Below are 21,532 nucleotides of genomic sequence, written 5' to 3' on the forward strand. Positions count from 1 at the left end.
CACCGGCGTGGCAGAACAGGAAAAATGGGCTCTGGTGAATCGTTCATGAAACATTCGCTTCAGGCGGATCTCCAGAGCCGAAAAACACAGGATGCCACGCGTGGCGCCAGGGGCGTGGCCGTCACCCGACGAAAAAAGAGGATACATCTGATACCAATCGCAGCGGCCAGACCGAATGCGTTCAAATTGACGAACAGGGAAAGATACAATCGGAAGGTATAATAACGCGTCCGATAATCAAGGGAGAGATGTCTCCCCCATCCATAGAGATCAGCGACGAGGCATACAGGCGCCTGCTCAGTGCCAGAAAGGGAGAGGACGAGGATCTCTCCGGGGTGATCCTGAGAAAAATCCCCGACCCCACGCGGATCGCCGAGATCATCGCCGAGACACATCCGGAGAGCGATATTGCCCGTGCTCTCCGGAGGATCTACCGGGAACGGGACGAGTGAGATCCGATACGACCTCCTCTTCCCCGATCCTGTCCATCATATTCCCGAATCTCTCCCCCTTTTCTGCGTGGCAGGCAAAGTAGTCAATGACCCCGCCGACGAAGGCCGGCAGGTCGCCGGGCGCGAGGGGACCGGCGGCGCGGACGCCTGTCCTGATGTGGCGGCCCGCCATGCCGCCGAGATAGACGACGACCCCCTCTGTCTCCGCCGTCACCGCACCTGCCGGACAGATGGCGATGCAGTCCCCGCACCCGATGCAGGCGTCGGCCGAAAAACAGACCCTGTCGTCGACGACGGCGACCCCGCCCTCCCGGCAGACGCGGGCGCAGGCGCCGCAGAGGGTGCAGGTCTCCGGGTCGAAGACGGGGTACGCCTCGCCCATCAACCCGATATCGTTGAACCGGACCCTCGCACAGTTGTTCGGGCACCCGGCGATCGCGATCTTCAGTTTTCTCGGCAGGGCGCGGCCGCCGACACTCTCCTCGACGGCGCGGGCGAGGGCCTGGGTGTCGACGATGCCGTGGCGGCAGAACGTCCCCTTGCAGGCGACGACCGACCTGACGGTTGCGCCGGTGCTCCCGACGGCAAGGCCGGCGTGTTCGAGGGCCTCGACGGCGGCGGGGACGTCCTCGCGCCTGACCCAGGGGACCTCGGCATTGAGCCTGAGAGTCAGGGCGACATCGCCCCGCCCGAACCTCCTCGACACCGCGGCGACCGCCTCCATCTGCTCAGCCGTCAGGACGCCTGCCGGCGCCCGCACCCGTATCGAGACAAAACCCTTCTCCTTCTGCGGCAGGACGCCGCCCCCCGTTTTCTTTGTCGTGCCGGTCATCAGTGATCCAAAAGAGTATGGGGCCCGAAGGGCATCAATCCTGCCCGCAAAAAATATAGCCCCGGCCGCAGGCATATGCGCATGCACCGGATCGTCGCCGCCGAGAAACACCACGACAGGATCGAGGTGAGGTACAGGAAAGAAGGAGAGCTGAGACGGAGGTGCTACACCTTCGAGGAGGTGATCGCCATGGAGATCAACGCCCTCGACCTCCTCGACCGTCCGGGGGACTATGCCATCGACCCGGAGAAGAACCGGATCTACGAGCACTATCTCTGATCAGCCATGGTGGCCGGAGACCCAGCGGGTGTCCCCGCCCTTCACCGTCTCCTTCTTCCAGATGGGGACGCTCTCCTTGATCCGTTCGAGGACGTACTCGCAGGCCGCGAACGCCTCCTGCCTGTGGCCGGCGCCGACGATGATCAGGAGGATGTTCTCGCCGACCCTCAGTCGGCCGATGCGGTGGATGATGTCCACCGATTCGATGGGGAACGTCGCAAAGGCCTCGTCCCGGATCGCCCCGAGTTCGGCGCGGGCGACCTCCTCGTAGGCCTCCAGTTCCATGCCCTCGATGTCGTCGTCCCGCACCACGCCGAGGAAGGTGACCAGCGCACCCATCGACGGTTTTCTCGCCCGTGCGATCATCTCGTTCACGTCGAAATCGTCACGCGTCAGGTCTATCATGGACACACCCTCTCGTGCAGATGGCCGCAGGCCGGGCACTTCGGCTGTCTTTCCATGGCGATCGTCTCCATCGTGGAGTTCGTCCCGTCCCAGAGGAGGAGACGGCCGGCAAGGAGGTCGCCGGCCCCTGTCAGGTATTTTATCACCTCGTTCGCCTGCACGAGGCCGATGACGCCGGGCGTCGTGCCGACCACCGGGAAGGTCTCCTTCGGCGGCGCTTTCGGGAAGATGCAGCGGAGGCACGGGGTCTGTTCCGGGATGATCGTCGTCGCCTGCCCGAAAAACCCGGAGATCGCACCGTGGACAAGGGGGATGCCCCTCGCCAGGGCGACCTCGTTGAGGAGGTAGCGGGTCTCGAAGTTGTCCATCGCATCCACGATCACGTCGGCGTCGCCGGCGAGGTCGGCGACATTTGAGGCGTCGATGACGACCCGCGCCGTCTCCACCTCGATCTCCGGGTTGATGGCGGCGAGTTTCTCGCCGGCCGAGGCGACCTTCGCCCGCCCCACATCTCTGTCCCAGTGGAGGACCTGCCTGTTCAGGTTGGTCGTCTCCACGGTGTCGCAGTCGGCGATCCTGATATGACCGATGCCGGCGGCGGCGAGGTACAGGGCGACAGGGCAGCCGAGGCCGCCCGCGCCGGCGACGAAGACCGTCGCTCTTTTGAGTTTCTCCTGCCCTTCCTCGCCGAAGAGCATCGTCTGCCGGCGGTAGCGTTCGCGTTCGTGCTCACTCAGCATCGCCGCCGGCCTCCTCGTGGGCGGCGTGGCCGGTCTCGGGCCGGGGTTCGAGGCCATGCTTCCTCCGGTAGTCGTTGATCGCCGCGTGGATGCCTTCCTCGGCGAGGACTGAGCAGTGGAGTTTCTGCGGCGGGAGGCCCTGCAGTGCCTCGGCCACCGCTTTGTTCGTGATCTCCCACGCCTCGTCCACGGTCTTGCCCTTGATCAGTTCGGTCGCCATGCTCGACGAGGCGATCGCGGCGCCGCAGCCGAAGGTCATGAACTTCACGTCCTCGATGCGGTCGTCCCGAATACGCAGGAAGATCTTCATGATGTCGCCGCAGGTCGGGTTGCCGACCTCGCCGACGCCGTCGGGGTTCTCCATCTCGCCCACGTTTCTCGGGTTCATGAAATGGTCCATCACTGTCTCGTTGTACATCATACACCTCCGTTCCGCGCCGCATAGAGGGGCGACATGCTCCGCAGTCTCGCCACGATCGTCGGGAGCACTTCAAGGACATGGTCCACGTCCTCGTCGGTGGTCAGGTCGCCCAGGGTGAGGCGGAGCGACCCGTGGGCCGTCTCGTGCGGGAGGCCGATCGCAAGGAGGACGTGCGAGGGTTCGAGGGACGCCGAACTGCACGCGCTCCCGGTCGATGCGCAGATGCCGTGGGCGTCGAGCATGAGGAGGACGGACTCGCCCTCGATGTAGCGGAAACTGACATTGAGGTTGTTCGGGAGGCGCTGCGTCGGGTGGCCGTTCAGGATGGTGTCCGGGATGGCGGCCAGGATCCCCTCGCGGAGGCGGTCCCGCATCGCCGCGATATGTGCGGCGTGGCCCTCGATGTCAGTGGTCGCCATCTCGATCGCCTTCCCCAGGCCGACGATGCCGGGGAGGTTCTCGGTCCCGGCACGCCGCCGGCGTTCCTGCCCGCCGCCGTGGACGAGGCTGTCGAGCCTCGTGCCCTTCCTGACGTACAGGGCGCCTATCCCCTTCGGGCCGTAGAACTTGTGGCCGGAGAGGGAGAGCATGTCGATAGTGTCGGCCTTCACGTCGATCGGGACGGCGCCGACCGCCTGCACGGCGTCGGTGTGGAAGGGGATGCCGTGGGCGCGGGCGATCCGCCCGATCTCCCTGATGGGCTGGAGGGTGCCGATCTCGTTGTTCGCGGCCATCACCGTGATCAGGACGGTCCTGTCGGTGATCGCCGCCTCGACGTCCGCAGGGTCGACCATGCCGTAGTTGTCCACCGGGAGGTAGGTGACGGTGAAACCCTGCTTTTCGAGGTACTCGCAGGTGTGGAGGACGGCGTGATGCTCGATCGCCGTGGTGATGATGTGGTCGCCCTTCTTCCTGTTCGCAAAGGCGGTCCCCTTGATCGCCCAGTTGTCAGACTCCGATCCCCCGGCGGTGAAGAAGATCTCGTCGGGCGATGCGCCGATCGCCGCCGCGACCTGCGCCCGTGCGTGTTCCACCGCCTCCTTCGAGTCGCGGGCGAGCGCGTAGAGGGAGGAGGGGTTGCCGAACTTTTCGGAGAAGTACGGGAGCATTGCCTCGAGGACGTCGGGTTTCACGGGCGTGGTCGCCGCGTGGTCCATGTACACCAGTTTCTTCATATCGATTGACCCCTGGTCTGCCCTGCAGGAGACCACCCTGGGAGGGTGATGGCAAAGTATTTTCGTGCAGGACACTAATTCACAATTGTGAAGTACGCACGATAGGTGCTCTCTTCCTGCGTATATACGTTGTGATAGTATGAAAGTACCGTGCCAGTTAATCGTTTGGGACGTGTTGCCGGCGATACGGGCGGCGATTGCCGGGGAGTTGATCGCGGCCGGCGTCTCGCAACTGGAGGCCGCCCGCCTCCTCGACATGGCACCGTCCGCGGTCTCGCAGTACCTCTCCGGGAAGCGTGGCTACAGGATCGTCTTCGAGGACGAGGTGAAGGAGTCGATCCGGTCCCTCGCCGTCGACCTGAAGGACGGGAAGGTCGAGGACCTGGGGAAACGGATCTGCGGCATCTGCATGCAGCTGCGTGAAGGGGACAGTCAGTGCGGGATGTAGTCACCGCGTCCTGAGATCCCTGAGGAGTTCGCAGGCGCGGCAGAGGCCGCCCGTGCTCGGTTCGCCGCAGTCGGGGCAGTACGATACCCCCTCCGCCTCCACGCAGCCGCCGACCCTCTCCCGCAGGCGGTCGTACCCCTCCATCAGCCGCACCATCGTGCCGGGGTGGCGGTATTCGAGGGTGGAGAGGAGGTGGCGCACGTCAGACCGCAGGGCCTCCCCGGCATACGGGCACTCGGGGAGGGGCGTGTAGATCCCCTGCACGATCCCATACATTGTCACTTCTTTTTCCGGGATATTTCTGAGGGGCTTGATCCGCGGGACGAAGGCGCCCGTATCCGGGACGCCGGTCCGCACGATCCGCCTGACGTCGCCGTTCAGGATGTTCATCAGGGCCGACTGCGCCTCGTCGTCGAGGCAGTGGCCTGTCGCAAGGCGCGTCGCCCCGAGGTCGCGGGCCGCGTTCTGGAGGAGGCGGCGGCGCAGCACCCCGCAGATGGTGCAGGGATGCAGGGGGAGGTCGCGCACGAGAGTGTCGAGGGTGCAGCCGCAGAAGTCCTCGAAGGAGACGATGACGTGCTCGACGCCGCAGGCGGCGGTGATGGCGCGGGCTGTCTGAACCGTCTCCTCCCGGTAGCCCGCGATCCCCTCGTCCACGGTGACGGCGACGACCCTGACGGGTCGGCCGCGGAGGATCCGGCTGAGGACGTGGAGGAGGACGGTGCTGTCCTTGCCGCCGGAGAGGCCGACGACGACGACGTCGCCGTCCTGCACCATGCCCCGGCCTTCGACGGTCTGCCGCACCCGGTCCTCGACCGACGCGGTGAAGTGGCGGGCGCAGAGGCGCTCACCGGTCCCGCGGAGCACCGTGATCGCGGGTTCGGTGCAGCCGGGAGAGGAGCAGCGGCCTGTCTCACCCGCCATGGACAAACCTGATCACCCTGAGTTCGTCGTCGCCGCCGACCACGGTGTCCTCGGGGACGAGGGTGCCGTTCCGGGAGACGATCACCTCGACGGGGTTGACGCCGAGCATGAGGAGGACGTCCTCGACGGTCGCCGCCGTCACCGCGATCTCCTCGGTCCTGTCGGGGGAGAGGTGGACTTTCATCAGATCCTCCGGTCCTCGCACCCTGCGGCCGCCTCGTAGATGCCGAGGACACGCCCGGCCGTGCCGGATCCGAGGCGCGTCGCGAGGAGGGAGATCAGGACGTCGGCACACGCGGGCGGGACGCAGCCGAGGCTCTCCTCCCCGTTTTCGATGAGGTCGACGAGGGTGCGGAGTTCGTCGTCGTCGAGACGGGCGAGGCGGACCCCGAAGTCGTCGGACCCGGCGGCGAAGTGGTTCGCCACAGGCGGGAGGAGGGAGCGGAAAGGAACGCCCGACCCGCTGCAGACGAGATCGCTGCACTCGGGCGCGAGTTTTCTCAGCATTGCACGGTCTTTTTCTGACAATAGTCTCGGCATACCCGTCTCCTGGTCGCCGGCAGGGGGAGGCGCCGACACATTCACAATTGTGAACATTATATACTGGAGAGGTGGAAACAGATATACATTATGGTTGCCCTTCCGGAGGATCGGGAGACGATGGAGGAGAGACTCGTTGAAGAAATTCTGCGCCTGAAAGAGGAGAGGGACGCCGTCATCTTTGCGCACAACTACCAGGTCCCGGCGGTGCAGGACGTCGCAGACCTCGTCGGCGACTCCCTGGAACTTGCGAGGGCGGCGACCGCCTACGACGCGGACGTCATCATCTTCTGCGGCGTCGACTTCATGGCCCAGACCGCCGCGATCCTCTCGCCGGAGAAGAGGGTGGTGCTGCCGGCGGGCGACGCCTGCTGCCCGATGGCGGCGATGGTCACCGCCGGGGAGGTGCGGGTGCTGAAGGAACGCTTCCCCGACGCCGCGGTCGTCTGTTATGTCAACACCTCCGCGGAGGTGAAGGCGGAGAGCGACATCTGCTGCACTTCGGCGAATGCGGTGAAGGTGGTGGAGTCCCTGGAGGAGGAGAGGATCCTCTTCGTGCCCGACCGGAACCTCGCCCGCTATGTCGCACGGTTCACGACGAAGGAGGTGATGCCCTGGGACGGGTTCTGCTATGTCCACGACAGGTTCACGCCCGAGAACGTGCAGGACGCCCGCCGCCTCCACCCCGAGGCCGAGGTGCTCGTCCACCCGGAGTGCAGGCCCGAGGTGATCGACCTGGCGGACTATGTCCAGTCGACGTCAGGGATGGTGAGGCACGCCTGCGCGAGCACGGCACGCTCCTTCATCATCGGCACGGAGACAGGCATCATCCACCAGATGCGGAAGAAATGCCCGGACAAGAAGTTTTTCCCGCTCTCCGAGAGGGCAGTCTGCATCAACATGAAGAAGACCGACCTCGAAAAGGTCAGGAATTCCCTCGTGACCCTCGAACCGCGGGTGACCGTCCCGGCGGACGTCGCCGACAGGGCGCGGACGGCGATCGAGAGGATGCTCGCGGTGAAGTAAGAGTCGTCAAGATACTCTTCGATTCCCACAACAACTGCCAGAACTCAGGCCAATTGAAAGCGGGGGGTTGGCGTATCATGCCGGGGGACTACGCCCCCGGACAATCGAAAACCTTCGGTCAACGGCAAATCAAAGATTTGCCAGAACAGGAAAATCTTCGATTTCCCCGTATTTCTCATGCTCGCTATCGCTCGCACCCCGCTCAGGATAGGCGGGGAGATAGCAATCTTCCCTTCAGCGTATTCACATCGCTCTTCCCCGGCCCTATCCCAAGATCGGGGGTCCGGGGGAAACGAGCGTAGCGAGTTCGAGAAAATCTTTGATTTTCGAGTGACGACCGGAGGGAGTCGAGAAGGTCGAAGACCTTCGCTGGACGAGCGATAGCGAGGAGTCCCCCGGCCATGATTATGGGGAAGGCGGTCTTGTACCCCTCCCCCGATGCAAAAGAGGGGAGACAACACCCTCTCAGAACGCGACATCGTCCCCGGCCTTTTCACGGGCGCCGGAGAGGTGCGGGGCGCTCTTTGCGGCGGCGACGAGGTTTTTCATCGTCCGGGCGGCGGCGGTCACGTCCTCCTGCCCGACGACGGCGGAGATGACGGCGACGCCGTCGGCGCCTGCGGCGATGACGTCGGCCACGTTCTCGGGGCCGATGCCGCCGATAGCGAGGAGAGGGACGGAGACTGCGGACCGGACCGCCCGGAGGGTCGCAAGGCCGTGGCCGGGTCCGGCGTCGGCCTTCGAGGCGGTCGAGAAGGTGGGGCTGAGGGCGACGTAGTCGGCGCCGCCGGCGACGGACTCCACCGCCTCCGCGACGTCGCCGACAGAGAGGCCGACGATGAAACCGGGCGGGGCGAGCACCCGCGCCTCCTCCACCGGGAGGTCGTCCTGGCCGAGGTGGACGCCGTCGGCGCCGACCGCCAGGGCGACGTCCAGGCGGTCATTGACGATGAAGAGGGCGCCTGCCGCGGCGGTGACCGCCCTGACCGCCCGCGCCTCCCGCAGGAGGGCCGAGGTGTTCATCGTCTTGTCCCGCATCTGGACGACGTCGGCCCCGCCGGCAACGGCGAGACGGGCCTGGTCGAGGTGGGAGAGGCCGCGGCCGACCTCCCTATCGGTGACGACGTACAGGTCGTAGCCCATCAGACGGCCTCCAGCCGCGCCCCCTCCGCGAGGTCGCCGGGTGTCAGGCCGTAGAGTTCGTCGAAGAGGGCGGTCCTGAAGGAGTACGGCCCGCGGGCACCCGCGGCCGCCTTCTCCCCGGCACGCCCGAAGGCGGCGAGGGCCGCGGCGGCGCCGGTGAGGGGGTCGTCGGCGACCGCGACGAAGGACCCGACCACCGAGGAGGCCATGCACCCGGTGCCGGAGAGGCGGTCCATCATGGCGTTCCCGTTCCTGACCAGGACGACGCGGTCCCCGTCGGTGACGACGTCCGTCTCGCCGGTCATCGCCACCACCGTGCCTGTCGCCCGGGCGCAGGCCTTCGCCGTCTCGACCGGGTCGCCGGCAAGACCGCACGAGTCCACGCCCCGCACCTTCCCGCCCATGCCGGCGAGGACGCCGATCTCCCCGGCATTTCCTTTCAGGACGGCGACCTTCACCTCCTTCAGGATCCGCAGGACCGCGTCGGTCCGCAGGCGTGTCGCCCCGGCCCCGACCGGGTCGAGGACGACAGGCACGCCGAGGTCGTTCGCCCGTCTGCCCGCGAGGAGCATCGACTCCACCTGCGCCGGGTTGAGAGTCCCGATGTTCAGGACGAGGGCCCCGGCAGCCGCGACCATCTCGGCCGACTCCTCGATCGCCTCCGCCATCACCGGCGCGGCCCCGGCGCAGAGCGTGATGTTGGCGCAGTCATTGATCGTCACGGTGTTGGTGATGTGGTGTACGAGCGGCCGTCTCTCCCGCACCTGCGAGAGGAGGTCAGCGCAGATCTTTCCGTCCATGGTTATGATCACTTGGGCGGGGAATATGAGAGGTCTTCCGGTGGAGGCAGTCACTTCCCGTACAGGTGCTCGTGCACCCGCCCGGCGAGCGCACTCTCCCGCCTTTTCAGCGTCGGGAGTTCGGGGTCGCCGTCCCGGTACAGGGAGAAGAGGGAGTACAGGAAGTCGGTCGTCAGGTCCACCACCTCGCGCCTGAACCGCACCTCGACCGTCGTGTCCCCGGCAAACCCCTTGATGGAGAAAAAGTCCGTCTTCTCGAAGGTGTAGAATCCCTCGCCGAGGTCCGGCATCGCCTCCACGCGCCCGAAGTTCCCGAGGTACGAGAAGAACCCCGCCGTCAGCGGGGCGCTGAGGACGAACTCCTTCATGAGGGTGCCGTCGGCGCAGGACTTATGGCGAACCGACCGTATGACACGCATGGCGTGCAACCTCCCGTATGGCCGCGGCCGCGGCCTCGCACTCCTCGTCGGTGGTGAACCAGGAGAGACTGAGCCGCACGCATCCTTTCCCGCCGTCGACCGCCCGGTGCACGAGAGGGGCGCAGTGGAGGCCGGTCCTGGTGACGACGCCGTAGGCGCGGGCGAGAACGAACCCGACGTCGTCGTCGTCCATCCCTGCGATGGAGAAGGAGACGATCGGCAGGGCCGGGCGTCTCGTGTGGACGACGATGTTCGGCTCTCTTTCGAGTTCCCCGATGATGTACGCCGTCTGGCGCTCCGCCTTCTCCGCAACGGCGTCGACGCCGACGGAGAGGACGAACTCCACGCCGGCAGCGAGAGCCGCAAGGCCGGGGTAGTTCGGCGTCCCGGCCTCGAACCTCTCGGGCATCTCCCGCGGCTGGAAGAGGGAGAAGGAGTCTGTCCCGGTGCCCCCGACCCTCACCGGGGCCACCTCGTCGGGGTCGCGGATATAGAATCCCCCTGTCCCGGTGATGCCGAAGAGGCCCTTGTGCCCGGTGAAGACGTAGGCGTCGACAGGGAGGGCACCGAGATCCACCGGGACATGGCCGGCGGTCTGCGCCCCGTCGACGACGAGGTAGACGCCGCGGTCGTGGAGGAGATTCCCGATCGCCCCGATATCCTGGACGGTGCCGAGGACGTTGCTCCCGTGCGCCATGACCATGAGCCGCGTCTCCGGGCGGAGGGCCTTCTCGACGTCGGCGGGGGAGACCTGGCCGTCTTCGTCGAAGGGGACGACGGTGAGGCCGATCCGCCCCTGCTTCTCCAGTTCGTGGAGAGGCCTTTGCACCGCGTTGTGGTCGAGGGCTGTGGTCAGGACATGGCAGGGGCCGGGGTGGGCGGCAAGAAATCCCCGGATGAGGAGGTTCAGGGAGTCGGTGGCGTTCAGGGTGAAGATATAGTGCTCCGCGGGCCCGGCATGGAAGAGGCGGGTGAGAGCCTCGCGTGCGAGCGTGGGATAGTCCTCGCCCTCCGTCCCGGCGGTCCGCCCGGACCCGAAGACCGGACGGGCAAGGGAGGCCGCGGTCGCCGCGACGACCGCCGGGGGTTTCGGCCAGGTCGTCGCCGCGTTGTTCAGGTAGATTATCGGTTTTTCCTCTCGCATGCTCTTCGCTGTCACTGTACTCTCTCGACGGCAGCAAAAGAGTACCGGTCAGGGACGGTCGGGCGTCTCCGCCCCCTTCAGGGGGTGGCGGCAGTGGGGGCAGACAGGGCCGCACTCGGTCCCGTCGTACGGGCAGATGGTCATCGAGAGATCGGCGAGGGGGTGGCCCTTCCCGGCGAGGTCGAACTTCTTGTACCACCCGAAGGGCGCCCTCCGCACCTCGATGCCGGCCTCACGCAGGGCGTCGGCGAGGCCGTCGAGGATCTGGAGGGCGGTCGACGGGTCGGAGAGGTCTGAGGCGAGGTGGGCGTACGGGTAGACGATCGCCCGCTGTGCCTTCAGCATCGCCATGCGGGCGAGGACGTTCCGGGCGGCCTTCCCGACGACGGCCGCGGGGTCCAGGCGGTCCATCTCCTCGACGCAGCAGAAGAGGACGACGCACTCCTCCATGCCGCCCTCCTTTTCGTCGAGGGGTTCGGCGAAGGGCGTCTTCTTCGTCGCACGGTAGTGCATGCTGTCCGCGTGGATGGAGACGATCCTCATCTCGACCCTCCGGCGGGAATGTTCCCTGTGTTGCTGATCATGATAGTCACCCTGAGAGGCCCGGGACGACGGCAGGTCTGTCGCCGGGGTTTCACAATTGTGAAGCGATCACTATTCACAATTGTGAACACATCAACGTTCCGGTTTTCCGGCGCTCTCCGTCACCGTCGAAAAAAAAGAAGAGGGGATCACCGCCGACGCATCTCATCTTCGAGGGCCCCTACGAAGTCGCTCAGGAAGGCGTGCCTCTCTTCCGCGAGGGCACGGGCGGTCTGTGTGTACACCAGGCCCTTCAGCTTCAGGAGTTTCTCGTGGATATGATCGACGGCGTCAGGGATGCCACCCCCGCGTTCGCCGGCCTGCAGGAACGTCCGGGCGAGGCCGACCGCACCCATGGCGTCCAGTTTGTCGGCGTCGGAGAGGACCTTCGCCTCCAGTGTCGCGGGCGCAGCGCCCGTGCTGTACCGGTGGGCGCGGATGGCATGGGAGACCGCCGGGACGAGGGCAGCGTCGTAGCCGATCGCCCCGAGGTACTCTTCCGCGATCCTCGCCCCCTCCTCCTCGTGGGGGACGCCCGTCTCCTCCTCCTGGGGGCGGGCGATGTCGTGGAGGAGGGCGGCCGGGACGAGCACCCGCATGTCGGCACCCTCGGCGAGGCCGATCTCCCGGCAGAGAGCGGTGACCCTGAGGGTGTGGTCGAGGCCGTGGGAACCGGAATTTTTGAGGGTCGTTTCCACGTAGGCCTGGATCTCGTCATCGGTGGTGTGCATCTGGATGAGGTTGGATGAGGGCGGGGATAGAGGTTGGGGGCGGAGGGAGGGACGGACCTGCGATCCTCACCGATCGCCATGCCATTTTTTCGCCGGGATTATGAATCCTCCAACCCGAAGTGCTCTGTTAATGCATCGAGCGTAAACTTATTTCTCAATTTGTAGGCGCTGTTCTGGTTTGCCGACAGTCCTTTTACCCAGAATGCCTGATCTTCCGGGACCGTTCGCATCCATTCAACGCGAACGAAATATTCACAACGATCAGGATCGTCGGGATCATGTTTCAGTCCTTCACATTTCAGGGGTACATCGAGGATCGATACTTCCTTTTCTCCCTCCATAACGGAAAAATCCCTGACCCGTACGCTCGCGGCCTGTACGGTTCCAACCCCCACATACCCTTTCTTCGGGATCATGGCAAAGACACGGGCTCCGGGAAAGAGATTCATGAGCGTTTTGCTATACCATATGCCGCCGCCTGCTGAGGCGAAACCATATTTTTGCATATCTTTCCATACCGATATACCGTCGCATGCATCGACATTTACGACGAAATCACGGCCGTTCCATGGCTCGCTTTTTTTATTCGATTTTGTTTTGTCCGATCTCTCCTCGGCCTCCCGCGGATCGATGAGCCAGCTGCGCGAGAGATATTCTGATCCCGCATCTGAAAAAAATCGAAAGAACACGGCATTTATCGGGACGTTATAACCTTCGGAGAGATAGTTCAGGATGCGTTCTGTTTCGTTGTCCAGGTCTGAACAGACGATGACCATGTCATGCTCCTGATTGATCTCCTCCGGAGGGGAAATGCCAAATTTCTCACCAAAAAGTGATTCAAATTCTGCTTTGTGGAACTCGTTGCAGATCTCTTTCACATCCGCGTACGAGAGATCTTTCACCCAGGAGGCATAGTCCAGAACCTGAGCAATCACTTCCCGTGGTGTTCTATCCTTTTTCAATTCGATGACGGTGAGTTTTCCTGTGGGATCTATCCCGAGCATATCGATATACTTTCCAAAACCTGTCGGGACCTGCCTGCCGAGCAACAACAGGTCGTCGTCAAGGATGGAGAGGTCTTCACAGAGTATGTCTTCAAGCCGTTTTTCTGAGTCAATGGAAGAATACTCAATTTTTTTGACGATATCAGATGAAATATTCCACAGGGAGACTTCAATCGGCATGATAGTCTCATTTCTGAGATGTCGTTATTTAGGATTTCTGGTTTCAGCTGGCACTGCCCTCACCACCGATGGCATGGAGACTCAAATCCACGGAAAAATGATGATCACAAAATCTCGAAAACGGAGAAAGAAGAGCCATGAAACGACCCGGTCGTGCAGGGTATATCACAGGGCCGCCTATTATGCGATAGCCGGGATTCGAACCCGAGTTAGTGGCTTGGGAAGCCACTGTCCTACCACTAGACTACTATCGCAGGTACCATACACTCTTGCCCGTCAAAGATATTAAAGGTTATTTCCCCGCCGCCTTTGCTTTCCGCAGGACGACGACCATCGCCGCGCCCTCGCCCGGACTGCCGGCCACGCGGTCCGCGGCCGCGATGCTCCCGCCATAGCGCTCGACAAGCATCTTCACGATCCAGAGGCCGAGGCCCTTGCCCGAGGCCCGTGTTGAGTTCCGGACAAAACGCTCGAAGACACGCACCTTCTGGTCGTCGGGGATGCCCGGACCATTGTCCGCGACCGTCACCGCCACCTCGCCGTTTCTGTCCGCCACCGTGATCCAGATCGTGACCCCGGTGCCGCCGAACTTCACCGCGTTCCCGATCAGGTTCGCGAAGACCTCGGAGAGGAGTTCGTCCGCCTCGACGATGCCGTCAGTCCCGCCGTACCTGACGTCCACGTCGGAAAAGACGGCGACCTGCCCCCGGATCACGCGGTCCAGCGGGATGGGCTCGACCCTCGTCCGCCGCCTGCTCATTGTCCGGTAGGTCGAGACATTCGTGATGATCTCCGCGCTCTGCCTGATGCCGGCAAGCACTCCCTTTGCCAGCGCCTCCTCCCTGCCGGAGAGCATCGAGGCCAGGAGACTGCTGTACCCCATCGCCACGGCATTCGCGTTGTTGATGTCGTGGGTCATGATGTCCAGGTACAGGTTCGCCTCCTCGCTCGCCCGCTCGCGTTCGGCCCGCAGGACCGCCCTCTGGATGGCAGGGCCAATCGAACGCCCGGCCACGGCAAGGAAAGATTCCTCTTTGTCGGAAAACGGGTGATCGCCCCCGACAGTCATGACGCCGAGACGCTCCTGCCCGGCAAGGAGGGGCACCGCAACCGCGGCTGCAAACTGTTCGGCGGCCCAGGCGGGCAGGGTCCCCTCCGCGACCGGCGAGACGGCCGGGACGGCAGCGGCGTCGGGGACGCCGTACTGGCAGACGAGCGATGCAGTCGCCCCACCCGATTCGTCGATAAGATGGATAGCCCCGCCGTCGAGACCAGAGGTCTGGAGCACAGTCTGCAGCATCGCCCCGAGCATGGCGGAGAGAGAGGAGGACGAGACCGAGATGCCCCCGATCTCCGAGAGAAAAGAGAGTTCCCTGTTGCGTTCGAGGAGTTCGCGTTCAGTCTCCTTCAGGGTGGTGATGTCTGCCAGGGAGACGATGCTCGTGAGGGTCCCCGGAATGAGTGCCGCGGTGAGGAGGACATCGCGCGTCTGCCCCTCACGGTCCTGCAACTGCACCTCGTACGTCGAGGGCGCCCCTGTCCCATACCGCCTCTGTGCATGGTAGCGCCGCGTGACCTCCGCGGCCGGGCCGGTGAAGAGAGTGGACCAGACACTCTTCCCGACCAGGTCGGCCGGGTCGTACCCGAAGAAGGGGCCGAACCGGGAGTTCACGTGGGTGACCGTGCCGGCCTCGTCGATGACCATCGTCGCCGTGCCCGTGGCCTCGAAGACCGTGCGGTAGAGATTTTCAGAACGGGCCAGGTCCTCGGCATACCATTTTCTCTGCAGGAGCGTCCACATCTCACCCATCAAGAGGGCGAGTTGCCTGGCGTCGGCATCGTCGTACGGCCCGGCCTTGTTCGCCACCCCGGCGACCGCAACGATCCGCCGCCCGGAAAAGACCGGGACACTCAGGAACCGCCGGATCGGAGGGTGGCCCGGCGGCGTGCCCTTCTTGAGGGGGGAGGGTGCGGCATAGTCGTTCACGATGACCGTGCGGCGCTGCCTGACCGGTTCCCCCCATAGCCCGGTCTGTTCAAGGGGGTACACCTTCGGCGGGTCTCTCACCCGGCACTGTTCCCGCGCCTTCTGTGACCAGGACTGGATCGTCAGGACCGACTCGTCCTCATTGAGAAAGGCGACGTACCCGATCTCGCTGCCGGTGAGAGAGATCCCGCTCTCCAGGGCATAGTCGGCGATCGCCCTGACAGGTGCACCGTCCATCCCGTTCAGCCTGACAAGCGCCTCAAGCCTCTGCTCTTCGAGGCGGATCGCCTCCTCGACCGTCTTTCTGGCGGTGATGTCCCGCCCGTAGATGTTGGCATAGCCCTCGCCTGCCACCGGCACGACCATGCACAGGACAGTCCGTCCGGCGATCGTCACCTCGATCTCCTCGTTTTTCCCTCCATCCATCGCCCGGGCGACCACAGCGGCGATCAGCACGCGGAAGGGCCGTCCCGCCTCCGTATCCCAGATGGACTCCAGGGGTGCGGCGGCCGCGTTGGCGTACATCATCCTCCCTGCACTATCGACACTGAAGACGGGGTTCGGGTTGTCGCCGGTGAAACGGGCGAGGGCCTCCATCTCCCGCGCCTCCTCCTTCTGGTCGGAGACATCGAGGAGGGTGCAGGCGACCCTCCCGCCGGGGAGTGAACCGGTGGAGAACCTGACCCAGCGGACGCTGCCGTCCCGTGCGGTCAGCGCCGCCTCCACCCCCTCCAGGGATTCACCTTCCCGGATTGCCGTCGCGGCGCTCTCCCCGGCCGCTGCATCCGGGAACAGGGACGAAATCGACCGCCCGACCATGTCGTCCGGGGAGAAGCCGAGCATGCCGGCGGCGGCGCGGTTCGCGGCAAGCACGGCCTGGGCCTCCCGGTCGACGATCAGGATCCCGCCCCCGGAGTGCTCGAAGATCCCGTGGTAGTCCTGCGCCAGGCCCGAGATCCGCGCCGACAAAAGGGCGAGGAGGAGGGAGACGGCGGCAATGACGACGGCGCGGCCTGCCGCTTCGATAAAGACAGGCGACGCCGTGCCGAAGAAAAATGCAATGACCAGGAGATAGGCGACGAGGAGGGCCGCCGTCATCGCAACGCCCTTCCAGCCGTACCAGCAGACCGCAAGGATGACCGGGACGAAGAAGAGATGGGCGACAACGGTCGTCACGCCGAACGACGCCGCAAAGACCGTGGCGGCGAGGGCGCCGCCTGTCGCGGCGAGGAGGACAGGCAGTTTCCATGGCCAGGCATGGAATGCTGAGAGCAAATCGTGTGCCATGCGGTCCGTCTGCAGGAATAGTCCCACAACGGCGGCATTAAAGGTTATGATCCGGGCCGGCGACAGCCTTAATACCGCGCAGGTGGATGAATAACCAGCACGTTTCTGTGCTGGCTGACGTAAGTCCGACGTGCCCGATGGCATGGCCGAAATGGCTCGGGATTACCGAAAAGTCAGTAGAAGTACTTTCTGCTCTTTTCTGGACTTACTCTGTCATTTGAGAGGTAGATCATGGCACGAATGCATGCACGAAGGAGAGGCAAGTCCTGTTCCGTCGCCCCATACCGCACTGAAGCACCCGAGTGGTGCGGCATGTCGGCAGACGAAGCCGTGAAGATTGTTGTCGACCTTCGCAAAAAGGGCAACTCCAGCAGCGAGATCGGGTTCATCCTCAGGGACAAGTACGGCGTCTCTGATGTCAAACTCGTGGCAGGCAAGAAGATCGGCGAGATCCTCGAGGAACACAACCTCGGGTCGGACCTCCCGGAGGACCTCCGCAACCTGATCGCCAAGGCGCTCGGGATGAGGAAGCACCTTGCCGAGAACAAAAACGACCTTCACAACAAGCGGCAGCTCCAGCTCACCGAGTCCAAGGTGCGCCGCCTGGTGAGGTACTACACGACAAGCGGAAAGCTCGAGAAGGGCTGGACCTACAAACCGGAGACTGCCGAGATTCTCCTCTCCAGATAAGTTATGTCCATTCAGGCCGCTGCTGAACGGGTGGCAGGGAAGATCCGTGCCACCGACTTTGTCGAGGTCTACGCGCACCATGACGCCGACGGGATCGCCGCAGGGGCGATCCTCGCTCAGGCCATGCTCCGCGCGGGCCTGCGTTTTCGGCTGCGGATACGGCAGGGCATCAGGGCCGACGAGATCGGGCACCCTGAATCGACCCTGCTCTGCGACCTCGGGGCCGGCCTTGCCGACCTGCCGGAGAGCACGATGGTCGTCGACCATCACGTCCCCCACTTCACCGGGGAGTTCCACGTCAACCCGCACCTTGCGGGCCTCGACGGGGAACAGGAGCTCTCGGCATCGGGCGCGGCCTACCTGGTCGCCCAGGCGCTCGGGGACAACCGCGACCTTGCAGGGCTTGCTGTCCTCGGCATGATCGGGGACGGCCAGCAGTTCTCCGGCACCAACAGGGAGATCCTGAACGAGGGGATCGCCAACGGCTTCATCAGCCCGGAAAGAGGGCTCCTCCTTCCGGGAAACACGCTGCACGAAGCTCTTGAAACGGCGGTCACCCCGTACATCAGCGGTCTCAGCGGGAACGACGACGCCGTGACCCGCATCCTCGACGCCGCAACAGGCGAGGAAGAGGTGGCCGACGACGTCCTCCTCTCCCTCCTCGTGCTGGATGCCGGGGCTGACGCGGCACCGTCGGTCTTCTCCCGCGTGTACGGCGACCGTTACCGGCTGGAACGCGAGGTGATCGAGGACGCACGCACCCTTGCCGCCGTCATCGACGGCTGCGGCCAGCAGGGCCGCGGCGGACTTGCGGCATCGGTCTGCCTCAGGGCCCCGGAGTGCGTTCCTGAGGCCATGGAAGTCGCAGGGGCCTTCAGGCGCCGGGTGCTCGACGCACTCGCCGCCAGGAAGGCCGACGACGCCGGGACGATCTACGAGGTTTCCGACGCCGTCGCGGCAAGCGGCGTTGCCGACTGCCTCGCCTACGACCTCAAGCAGACCGGGCCGGTCGCGGTGATCGCACCGGCCGGGGATGTCTGGCAGGTCTCGGCACGCTGTCCGCCGGGCGTGGAGACCGACCTCGAGGAGATCCTCAGGACGGTCGCCGCGCAGACCGGCGGGACAGGCGGCGGTCACAGGAACCGCGGTGGCGCACGCATCCCGGCCGACCGGATCGGCGAGTTCAGGAAGGAGTTCGCCAGGATGGTGGCCGCATGATCCGGATCGAGGGCACCATCACGACCGGGAGCGCACGTGCAGAGTGCGTCGCCGGCGCCCTCGCCCCCGACAACCTCTCCGGCATGGAGACGGCGGCCGCGGGCGACGACGCGGTCGTCACCGGGATCCGGGGCGAACACCTGCGGTCGGTGACGGCGTCGGTGGACGACTACCTGATGAACCTCGCCATCGCAGAGGAGGTCTGTTCGTACCTCCTCGAGAAAGCGGGCAGGGCCTGAAAGAGCGACATAACTCTCTGGAAAAGAGGATACGGAATTTAATTCAAATAATCTGGTGATTTCATGGCAAAGAGAAAGCAGGTTGGAAAGAGAGTCGAAGGCTGGAAGGCCAAGTCCTGGTACAAGGTCTACGGTCCCGAAGCATTCGGCAAGACCTATATCGGCGACACGATCTCCGCTGACCCCTCCCTCGTGATGGGCCGCGTGATGCAGACCACGCTCGGCGAGATCTCGCAGGACTACGCGAAGCAGCACATCAAGATGCGCTTCAGGGTGAACAACGTCGCCGGCGACGCGGCCTATACCGAGTTCGTCGGACACGAGATCACCCGCGACTACATGCGCGGGCTCGTAAAGAGAAAGACCTCCAGGATCGACTCCATCATCCTCGTCCCCACGAAGGACGGCAAGAAGGTCCGCCTCACCATCACGTGCTTCACCATCAACAGGGCGAACTTCAGCCAGGTGCACGAGATCAGGGCAGTGACGATGAAGAGCGTCCTTGAACAGGCGGCCCAGGCCTCCTTCGACGAATTCTCGAAGGCTGTCGTCTCGGGCGAGACTGCCAAGGAAGTCTTCAAGCTGATCAAGCCGATCTTCCCGGTCCGCCGGGTCGAGATCATCAAGTCCAAGCTCGAGACCGCGCCCATCGTGGTCGCGGCCTGAACACCCATTTTTTATCAGGACAGAACGGTCCGTAACGGTTCTTCCCGCGGCATGTCCGCGGAGTCTCTCCTGACGTCGGCACATTCATTCCTTTCCCGCAGAATTGCGGCGCATCTCTTCTCCCGTTCCTGAACGGGCCTTTTGACAAGACTGATAAGGGCGCGGGGTGAGTGTGTACCTGTTCATGGAAGACGGGATTCAGGACTGGATATACCAGTGTTCATTCCCCGACGGCACCGAACTGCAGGAACATACCCTGAAGACGGGGAATACCATCATCATCGGGGACCGCTGCACGATCGACTACGGGCTGAAAGGGAAAGACATCGTCGTCTGCGAATTTTGCACTCTCAACGGAAGCATTGTTGCGGACGGTGACGTCAGGATCGACAACTGGTGCGAGATCAACGGCGACGTGATCGCTGCTGCAGATGCCTATCTCGGGGAAGGGGTGAAGGTCCACGGCAAACTCATCGTTCAGGGCGACCTCGATGTCGGCGACAACGTCCATATCGAGCGGGGTTTCGAGGCAAAAGGGTGGATCTCGATCAGGAACCCGATGCCGGTGATCGCCTACCTCATCCTCTATGTAATGACCCTCCTGAAGATCGACAACCCCGACGAGATCGACGACGCCCTGAAGGAGATCTTCGGCGAGGACGAAGACGAAGACGACGAGAACCCCCTGCTCATCCCGCCGTCCTCGAACATCGACATGAAGGTCTTCTCCGTCCCGACCATGATGACGATCGGGAACGGCTGCCGCCTCCACGGCAATATCAGGGCCTCCTCGATCATGGTCGGCCGGGACAACACTATCTTCGGGAGCCTGCGGGCGAACGGACTTATCAGGGTCGGGGACGGTACGCAGGTCCACGGCAATGTCGAGGGCGGCGAGGAAGTCGCCGTGGCGCCGGGAGTGCACATCCTCGGCAATGTGAGCGGCAGGACCCTCGCCCTCGACGAGAAAGCCCGTATAGACGGGACGATCCGGGCGCCCGAGGGTGTCAGGTTCGAGAGAGAAGTGCAGGAGGAAGCATGAAAGCAGCGGAAATACTCGAACTGACCGATCTCATATGTGTCGAGGACTCGTTCGCCGACCTCGCGGACCCGGCGTCGGCGGACCCCATCCTCTCCCTTGACCCCGAGGCCGGAAAACTCCTCGTCGACGAGAACGAGGACCTCATGGCCGTCGCGTTCAGGAGCGGCGGCGCGTGGTACGCGGCGAACTACCTCTTCCACACCCCGGCGACAGAGGTGATCGACCTCTTTGAAGGGACGGACGGAGAGATCTACCAGGAGGACAGAGACGTCTGGACCGGCGCGGTGCGGGAGTATTACAGCGCCGCGATCCTGAGAGAGGTCAAACCGTCGATCGAGGACATCCCGCCTGACAGGCCGGGCAAGATCGCGGGCCTCGTCACAGAGGTCTGGGGCAGGCAGGAGGGGGCCGTCTGTATCGACTGCTGCTGTGGCTCAGGTGTCGGCGCCGCCGCACTCAGGTCGGCCGGGATGCGGACGCTCGCCTACGACCACGACCCCGCTCTTCTTGCCCGCGGCTTCGAGGAGGGGCGTCTGGTGCCGGCAGAGACTGCGTGCATCGACGGGACGATGGCGACCACCTATTTCAGGCCGGTCCCCTACGGGACGGCATTTATGATGGGGACGATCCGCTCCTTCGACAGCGGAATATGGGAGAGACTCACCCTCGAACTTCTGGCCCTCTCAGAGGAGACGCTCATCACCGTCGCCACGGAGGAGGAGGCCCGCATGGTCGCGGCCTGGTGCCGCTCTGCCGGGCGGACGCCCGAAGTCAGGGAGAGCGACCGCGATCCCCTCTATGACCGCTGGGTCTGCCTCTCCTGAGACCTGAACACGTCAAAAGAGAAATTTATTCGCAACTTTCATATTTTTTGAGTCTTTCCAGTATCTCACCGACAGGGGGGAGTTTCTCTGCATTCCTCTCAAGAAGGGCCCGCACCCCGTCCCCGGATGTCACGATTTTTTCGCAGTCGAGGCCGTCCCCGGTGATCTGTGCGGCAATCGATCGTGCCTCTTGTGGTGTTGAAACTGTGGAGTCCATGCCCGCGCCTCGTGTACCATACATAATCAAGTAATATTATATTAAAGTATCTAATTTCATGGCGCTGCATCGGCCAGATATCATATGAAAATCCAAGAAAATTCTGGCAAAAATCAG

General features: G+C 63.9%; 26 protein-coding genes and 1 tRNA gene. 9 read left to right on the plus strand and 18 right to left on the minus strand.

The window, feature by feature from the left end; genetic code table 11:
- Nucleotides 1-378 precede the first annotated feature (378 nt).
- Nucleotides 379-1,284: a 4Fe-4S dicluster domain-containing protein gene (locus BP869_RS08885; protein ID WP_342678834.1), complete on the minus strand. Its 906-nt coding sequence runs from the start codon at nucleotides 1,282-1,284 to the stop codon at nucleotides 379-381.
- Nucleotides 1,285-1,365: 81 nt separating this feature from the next.
- On the opposite strand from BP869_RS08885, the gene BP869_RS08890 reads away from it, so the two are divergent.
- Nucleotides 1,366-1,563, plus strand: coding sequence for a hypothetical protein (locus BP869_RS08890; RefSeq protein WP_342678836.1), 198 nt, complete (start codon nucleotides 1,366-1,368; stop codon nucleotides 1,561-1,563).
- On the opposite strand, the gene BP869_RS08895 is transcribed toward BP869_RS08890, so the two are convergent.
- From BP869_RS08895 to nifS, 4 genes are read right to left on the minus strand one after another with little or no spacing between them, the layout of a single operon-like run.
- A complete protein-coding gene (locus tag BP869_RS08895; protein ID WP_342678838.1) occupies nucleotides 1,564-1,968 on the minus strand; it encodes a molybdenum cofactor biosynthesis protein MoaE in 405 nt (134 codons plus the stop codon).
- The gene (locus BP869_RS08900; protein ID WP_342678840.1) at nucleotides 1,965-2,708 is read right to left on the minus strand and encodes a HesA/MoeB/ThiF family protein; all 744 of its coding nucleotides are present in this window, start codon (nucleotides 2,706-2,708) and stop codon (nucleotides 1,965-1,967) included. The genes BP869_RS08895 and BP869_RS08900 overlap by 4 nt, the downstream gene beginning before the upstream one ends.
- Nucleotides 2,698-3,126: a Fe-S cluster assembly scaffold protein NifU gene (gene nifU / locus BP869_RS08905; RefSeq protein ID WP_342678842.1), complete on the minus strand. Its 429-nt coding sequence runs from the start codon at nucleotides 3,124-3,126 to the stop codon at nucleotides 2,698-2,700. Before nifU ends, BP869_RS08900 begins: the two co-directional genes overlap by 11 nt.
- Complete coding sequence (gene nifS / locus BP869_RS08910) at nucleotides 3,126-4,304, minus strand: cysteine desulfurase NifS (protein ID WP_394339033.1); 1,179 nt, start codon at nucleotides 4,302-4,304, stop codon at nucleotides 3,126-3,128. The genes nifU and nifS overlap by 1 nt, the downstream gene beginning before the upstream one ends.
- 139 nt (nucleotides 4,305-4,443) lie before the next feature.
- Between nifS and BP869_RS08915 the strand changes: the two genes are divergently transcribed.
- Nucleotides 4,444-4,752, plus strand: a complete 309-nt coding sequence (locus tag BP869_RS08915; protein ID WP_342678844.1) for a transcriptional regulator — start codon at nucleotides 4,444-4,446, stop codon at nucleotides 4,750-4,752.
- Here the strand turns inward: BP869_RS08915 and BP869_RS08920 are convergent, their stop codons facing one another.
- The 3 genes from BP869_RS08920 to BP869_RS08930 are packed head-to-tail and all read right to left on the minus strand — an operon-like array spanning nucleotide 4,753 to nucleotide 6,183.
- Nucleotides 4,753-5,676, minus strand: coding sequence for a TIGR00269 family protein (locus BP869_RS08920; RefSeq protein ID WP_342678846.1), 924 nt, complete (start codon nucleotides 5,674-5,676; stop codon nucleotides 4,753-4,755). It abuts the gene before it with no gap.
- Complete coding sequence (locus BP869_RS08925; protein WP_300164383.1) at nucleotides 5,666-5,860, minus strand: MoaD/ThiS family protein; 195 nt, start codon at nucleotides 5,858-5,860, stop codon at nucleotides 5,666-5,668. Before BP869_RS08925 ends, BP869_RS08920 begins: the two co-directional genes overlap by 11 nt.
- Nucleotides 5,860-6,183 (minus strand): hypothetical protein, encoded by a 324-nt coding sequence (locus BP869_RS08930; RefSeq protein WP_342678851.1) that lies wholly within the window; start codon nucleotides 6,181-6,183, stop codon nucleotides 5,860-5,862. The genes BP869_RS08925 and BP869_RS08930 overlap by 1 nt, the downstream gene beginning before the upstream one ends.
- Before the next feature lie 123 nt (nucleotides 6,184-6,306).
- On the opposite strand from BP869_RS08930, the gene nadA reads away from it, so the two are divergent.
- Entirely contained in the window at nucleotides 6,307-7,242 is a 936-nt protein-coding gene (gene nadA / locus BP869_RS08935) for a quinolinate synthase NadA (protein ID WP_342678852.1), read from the plus strand.
- A 465-nt stretch (nucleotides 7,243-7,707) separates the two neighbouring features.
- Here the strand turns inward: nadA and thiE are convergent, their stop codons facing one another.
- The 9 genes from thiE to BP869_RS08980 all read right to left on the minus strand — a co-directional run bounded on the left by thiE (nucleotide 7,708) and on the right by BP869_RS08980 (nucleotide 16,519).
- Nucleotides 7,708-8,385, minus strand: coding sequence for a thiamine phosphate synthase (gene thiE, locus BP869_RS08940; RefSeq protein ID WP_342678854.1), 678 nt, complete (start codon nucleotides 8,383-8,385; stop codon nucleotides 7,708-7,710).
- Nucleotides 8,385-9,185: a hydroxyethylthiazole kinase gene (gene thiM, locus BP869_RS08945; RefSeq protein ID WP_342678856.1), complete on the minus strand. Its 801-nt coding sequence runs from the start codon at nucleotides 9,183-9,185 to the stop codon at nucleotides 8,385-8,387. Before thiM ends, thiE begins: the two co-directional genes overlap by 1 nt.
- A 50-nt stretch (nucleotides 9,186-9,235) precedes the next feature.
- Nucleotides 9,236-9,604, minus strand: coding sequence for a hypothetical protein (locus BP869_RS08950; RefSeq protein ID WP_342678858.1), 369 nt, complete (start codon nucleotides 9,602-9,604; stop codon nucleotides 9,236-9,238).
- A complete protein-coding gene (locus BP869_RS08955) occupies nucleotides 9,576-10,763 on the minus strand; it encodes an aminotransferase class V-fold PLP-dependent enzyme (RefSeq protein ID WP_342678860.1) in 1,188 nt (395 codons plus the stop codon). The genes BP869_RS08950 and BP869_RS08955 overlap by 29 nt, the downstream gene beginning before the upstream one ends.
- A gap of 33 nt (nucleotides 10,764-10,796) precedes the next feature.
- Nucleotides 10,797-11,291: a threonyl-tRNA synthetase editing domain-containing protein gene (locus BP869_RS08960; protein WP_342678862.1), complete on the minus strand. Its 495-nt coding sequence runs from the start codon at nucleotides 11,289-11,291 to the stop codon at nucleotides 10,797-10,799.
- Nucleotides 11,292-11,479: 188 nt separating this feature from the next.
- Nucleotides 11,480-12,061: an HD domain-containing protein gene (locus BP869_RS08965; RefSeq protein WP_342678864.1), complete on the minus strand. Its 582-nt coding sequence runs from the start codon at nucleotides 12,059-12,061 to the stop codon at nucleotides 11,480-11,482.
- Between the two features lie 98 nt (nucleotides 12,062-12,159).
- Entirely contained in the window at nucleotides 12,160-13,245 is a 1,086-nt protein-coding gene (locus BP869_RS08970; protein WP_342678866.1) for a DUF91 domain-containing protein, read from the minus strand.
- A 183-nt stretch (nucleotides 13,246-13,428) separates the two neighbouring features.
- A tRNA-Gly gene (locus tag BP869_RS08975) sits at nucleotides 13,429-13,499 on the minus strand.
- A gap of 38 nt (nucleotides 13,500-13,537) precedes the next feature.
- On the minus strand, nucleotides 13,538-16,519 hold the full coding sequence (locus BP869_RS08980; protein WP_342678868.1) for a PAS domain S-box protein: 2,982 nt from the start codon (nucleotides 16,517-16,519) through the stop codon (nucleotides 13,538-13,540).
- A gap of 231 nt (nucleotides 16,520-16,750) precedes the next feature.
- Here BP869_RS08980 and BP869_RS08985 point away from each other — a divergent pair, with 231 nt between their 5' ends.
- The 6 genes from BP869_RS08985 (at nucleotide 16,751) to BP869_RS09010 (ending at nucleotide 21,198) form a co-directional block, all read left to right on the plus strand.
- Nucleotides 16,751-17,209 (plus strand): 30S ribosomal protein S15, encoded by a 459-nt coding sequence (locus tag BP869_RS08985; RefSeq protein WP_342678870.1) that lies wholly within the window; start codon nucleotides 16,751-16,753, stop codon nucleotides 17,207-17,209.
- A 3-nt stretch (nucleotides 17,210-17,212) separates the two neighbouring features.
- Entirely contained in the window at nucleotides 17,213-18,427 is a 1,215-nt protein-coding gene (locus BP869_RS08990; protein ID WP_342678872.1) for a DHHA1 domain-containing protein, read from the plus strand.
- A complete protein-coding gene (locus BP869_RS08995; protein WP_342678874.1) occupies nucleotides 18,424-18,666 on the plus strand; it encodes a KEOPS complex subunit Pcc1 in 243 nt (80 codons plus the stop codon). The genes BP869_RS08990 and BP869_RS08995 overlap by 4 nt, the downstream gene beginning before the upstream one ends.
- A gap of 63 nt (nucleotides 18,667-18,729) precedes the next feature.
- Nucleotides 18,730-19,332 carry a 30S ribosomal protein S3ae gene (locus BP869_RS09000; RefSeq protein ID WP_342678876.1) on the plus strand — a complete coding sequence of 201 codons (603 nt, stop codon included), beginning with the start codon at nucleotides 18,730-18,732 and terminating at the stop codon, nucleotides 19,330-19,332.
- 184 nt (nucleotides 19,333-19,516) lie between these two features.
- Nucleotides 19,517-20,374: a polymer-forming cytoskeletal protein gene (locus BP869_RS09005; protein ID WP_342678878.1), complete on the plus strand. Its 858-nt coding sequence runs from the start codon at nucleotides 19,517-19,519 to the stop codon at nucleotides 20,372-20,374.
- On the plus strand, nucleotides 20,371-21,198 hold the full coding sequence (locus BP869_RS09010) for a hypothetical protein (protein ID WP_342678879.1): 828 nt from the start codon (nucleotides 20,371-20,373) through the stop codon (nucleotides 21,196-21,198). Before BP869_RS09005 ends, BP869_RS09010 begins: the two co-directional genes overlap by 4 nt.
- A 25-nt stretch (nucleotides 21,199-21,223) precedes the next feature.
- Here the strand turns inward: BP869_RS09010 and BP869_RS09015 are convergent, their stop codons facing one another.
- Nucleotides 21,224-21,415, minus strand: a complete 192-nt coding sequence (locus BP869_RS09015; RefSeq protein WP_342678881.1) for a hypothetical protein — start codon at nucleotides 21,413-21,415, stop codon at nucleotides 21,224-21,226.
- Nucleotides 21,416-21,532 lie beyond the last annotated feature (117 nt).

Origin of the sequence: Methanofollis sp. UBA420, assembly GCF_002498315.1 — an archaeon.
Taxonomy (GTDB): domain Archaea; phylum Halobacteriota; class Methanomicrobia; order Methanomicrobiales; family Methanofollaceae; genus Methanofollis.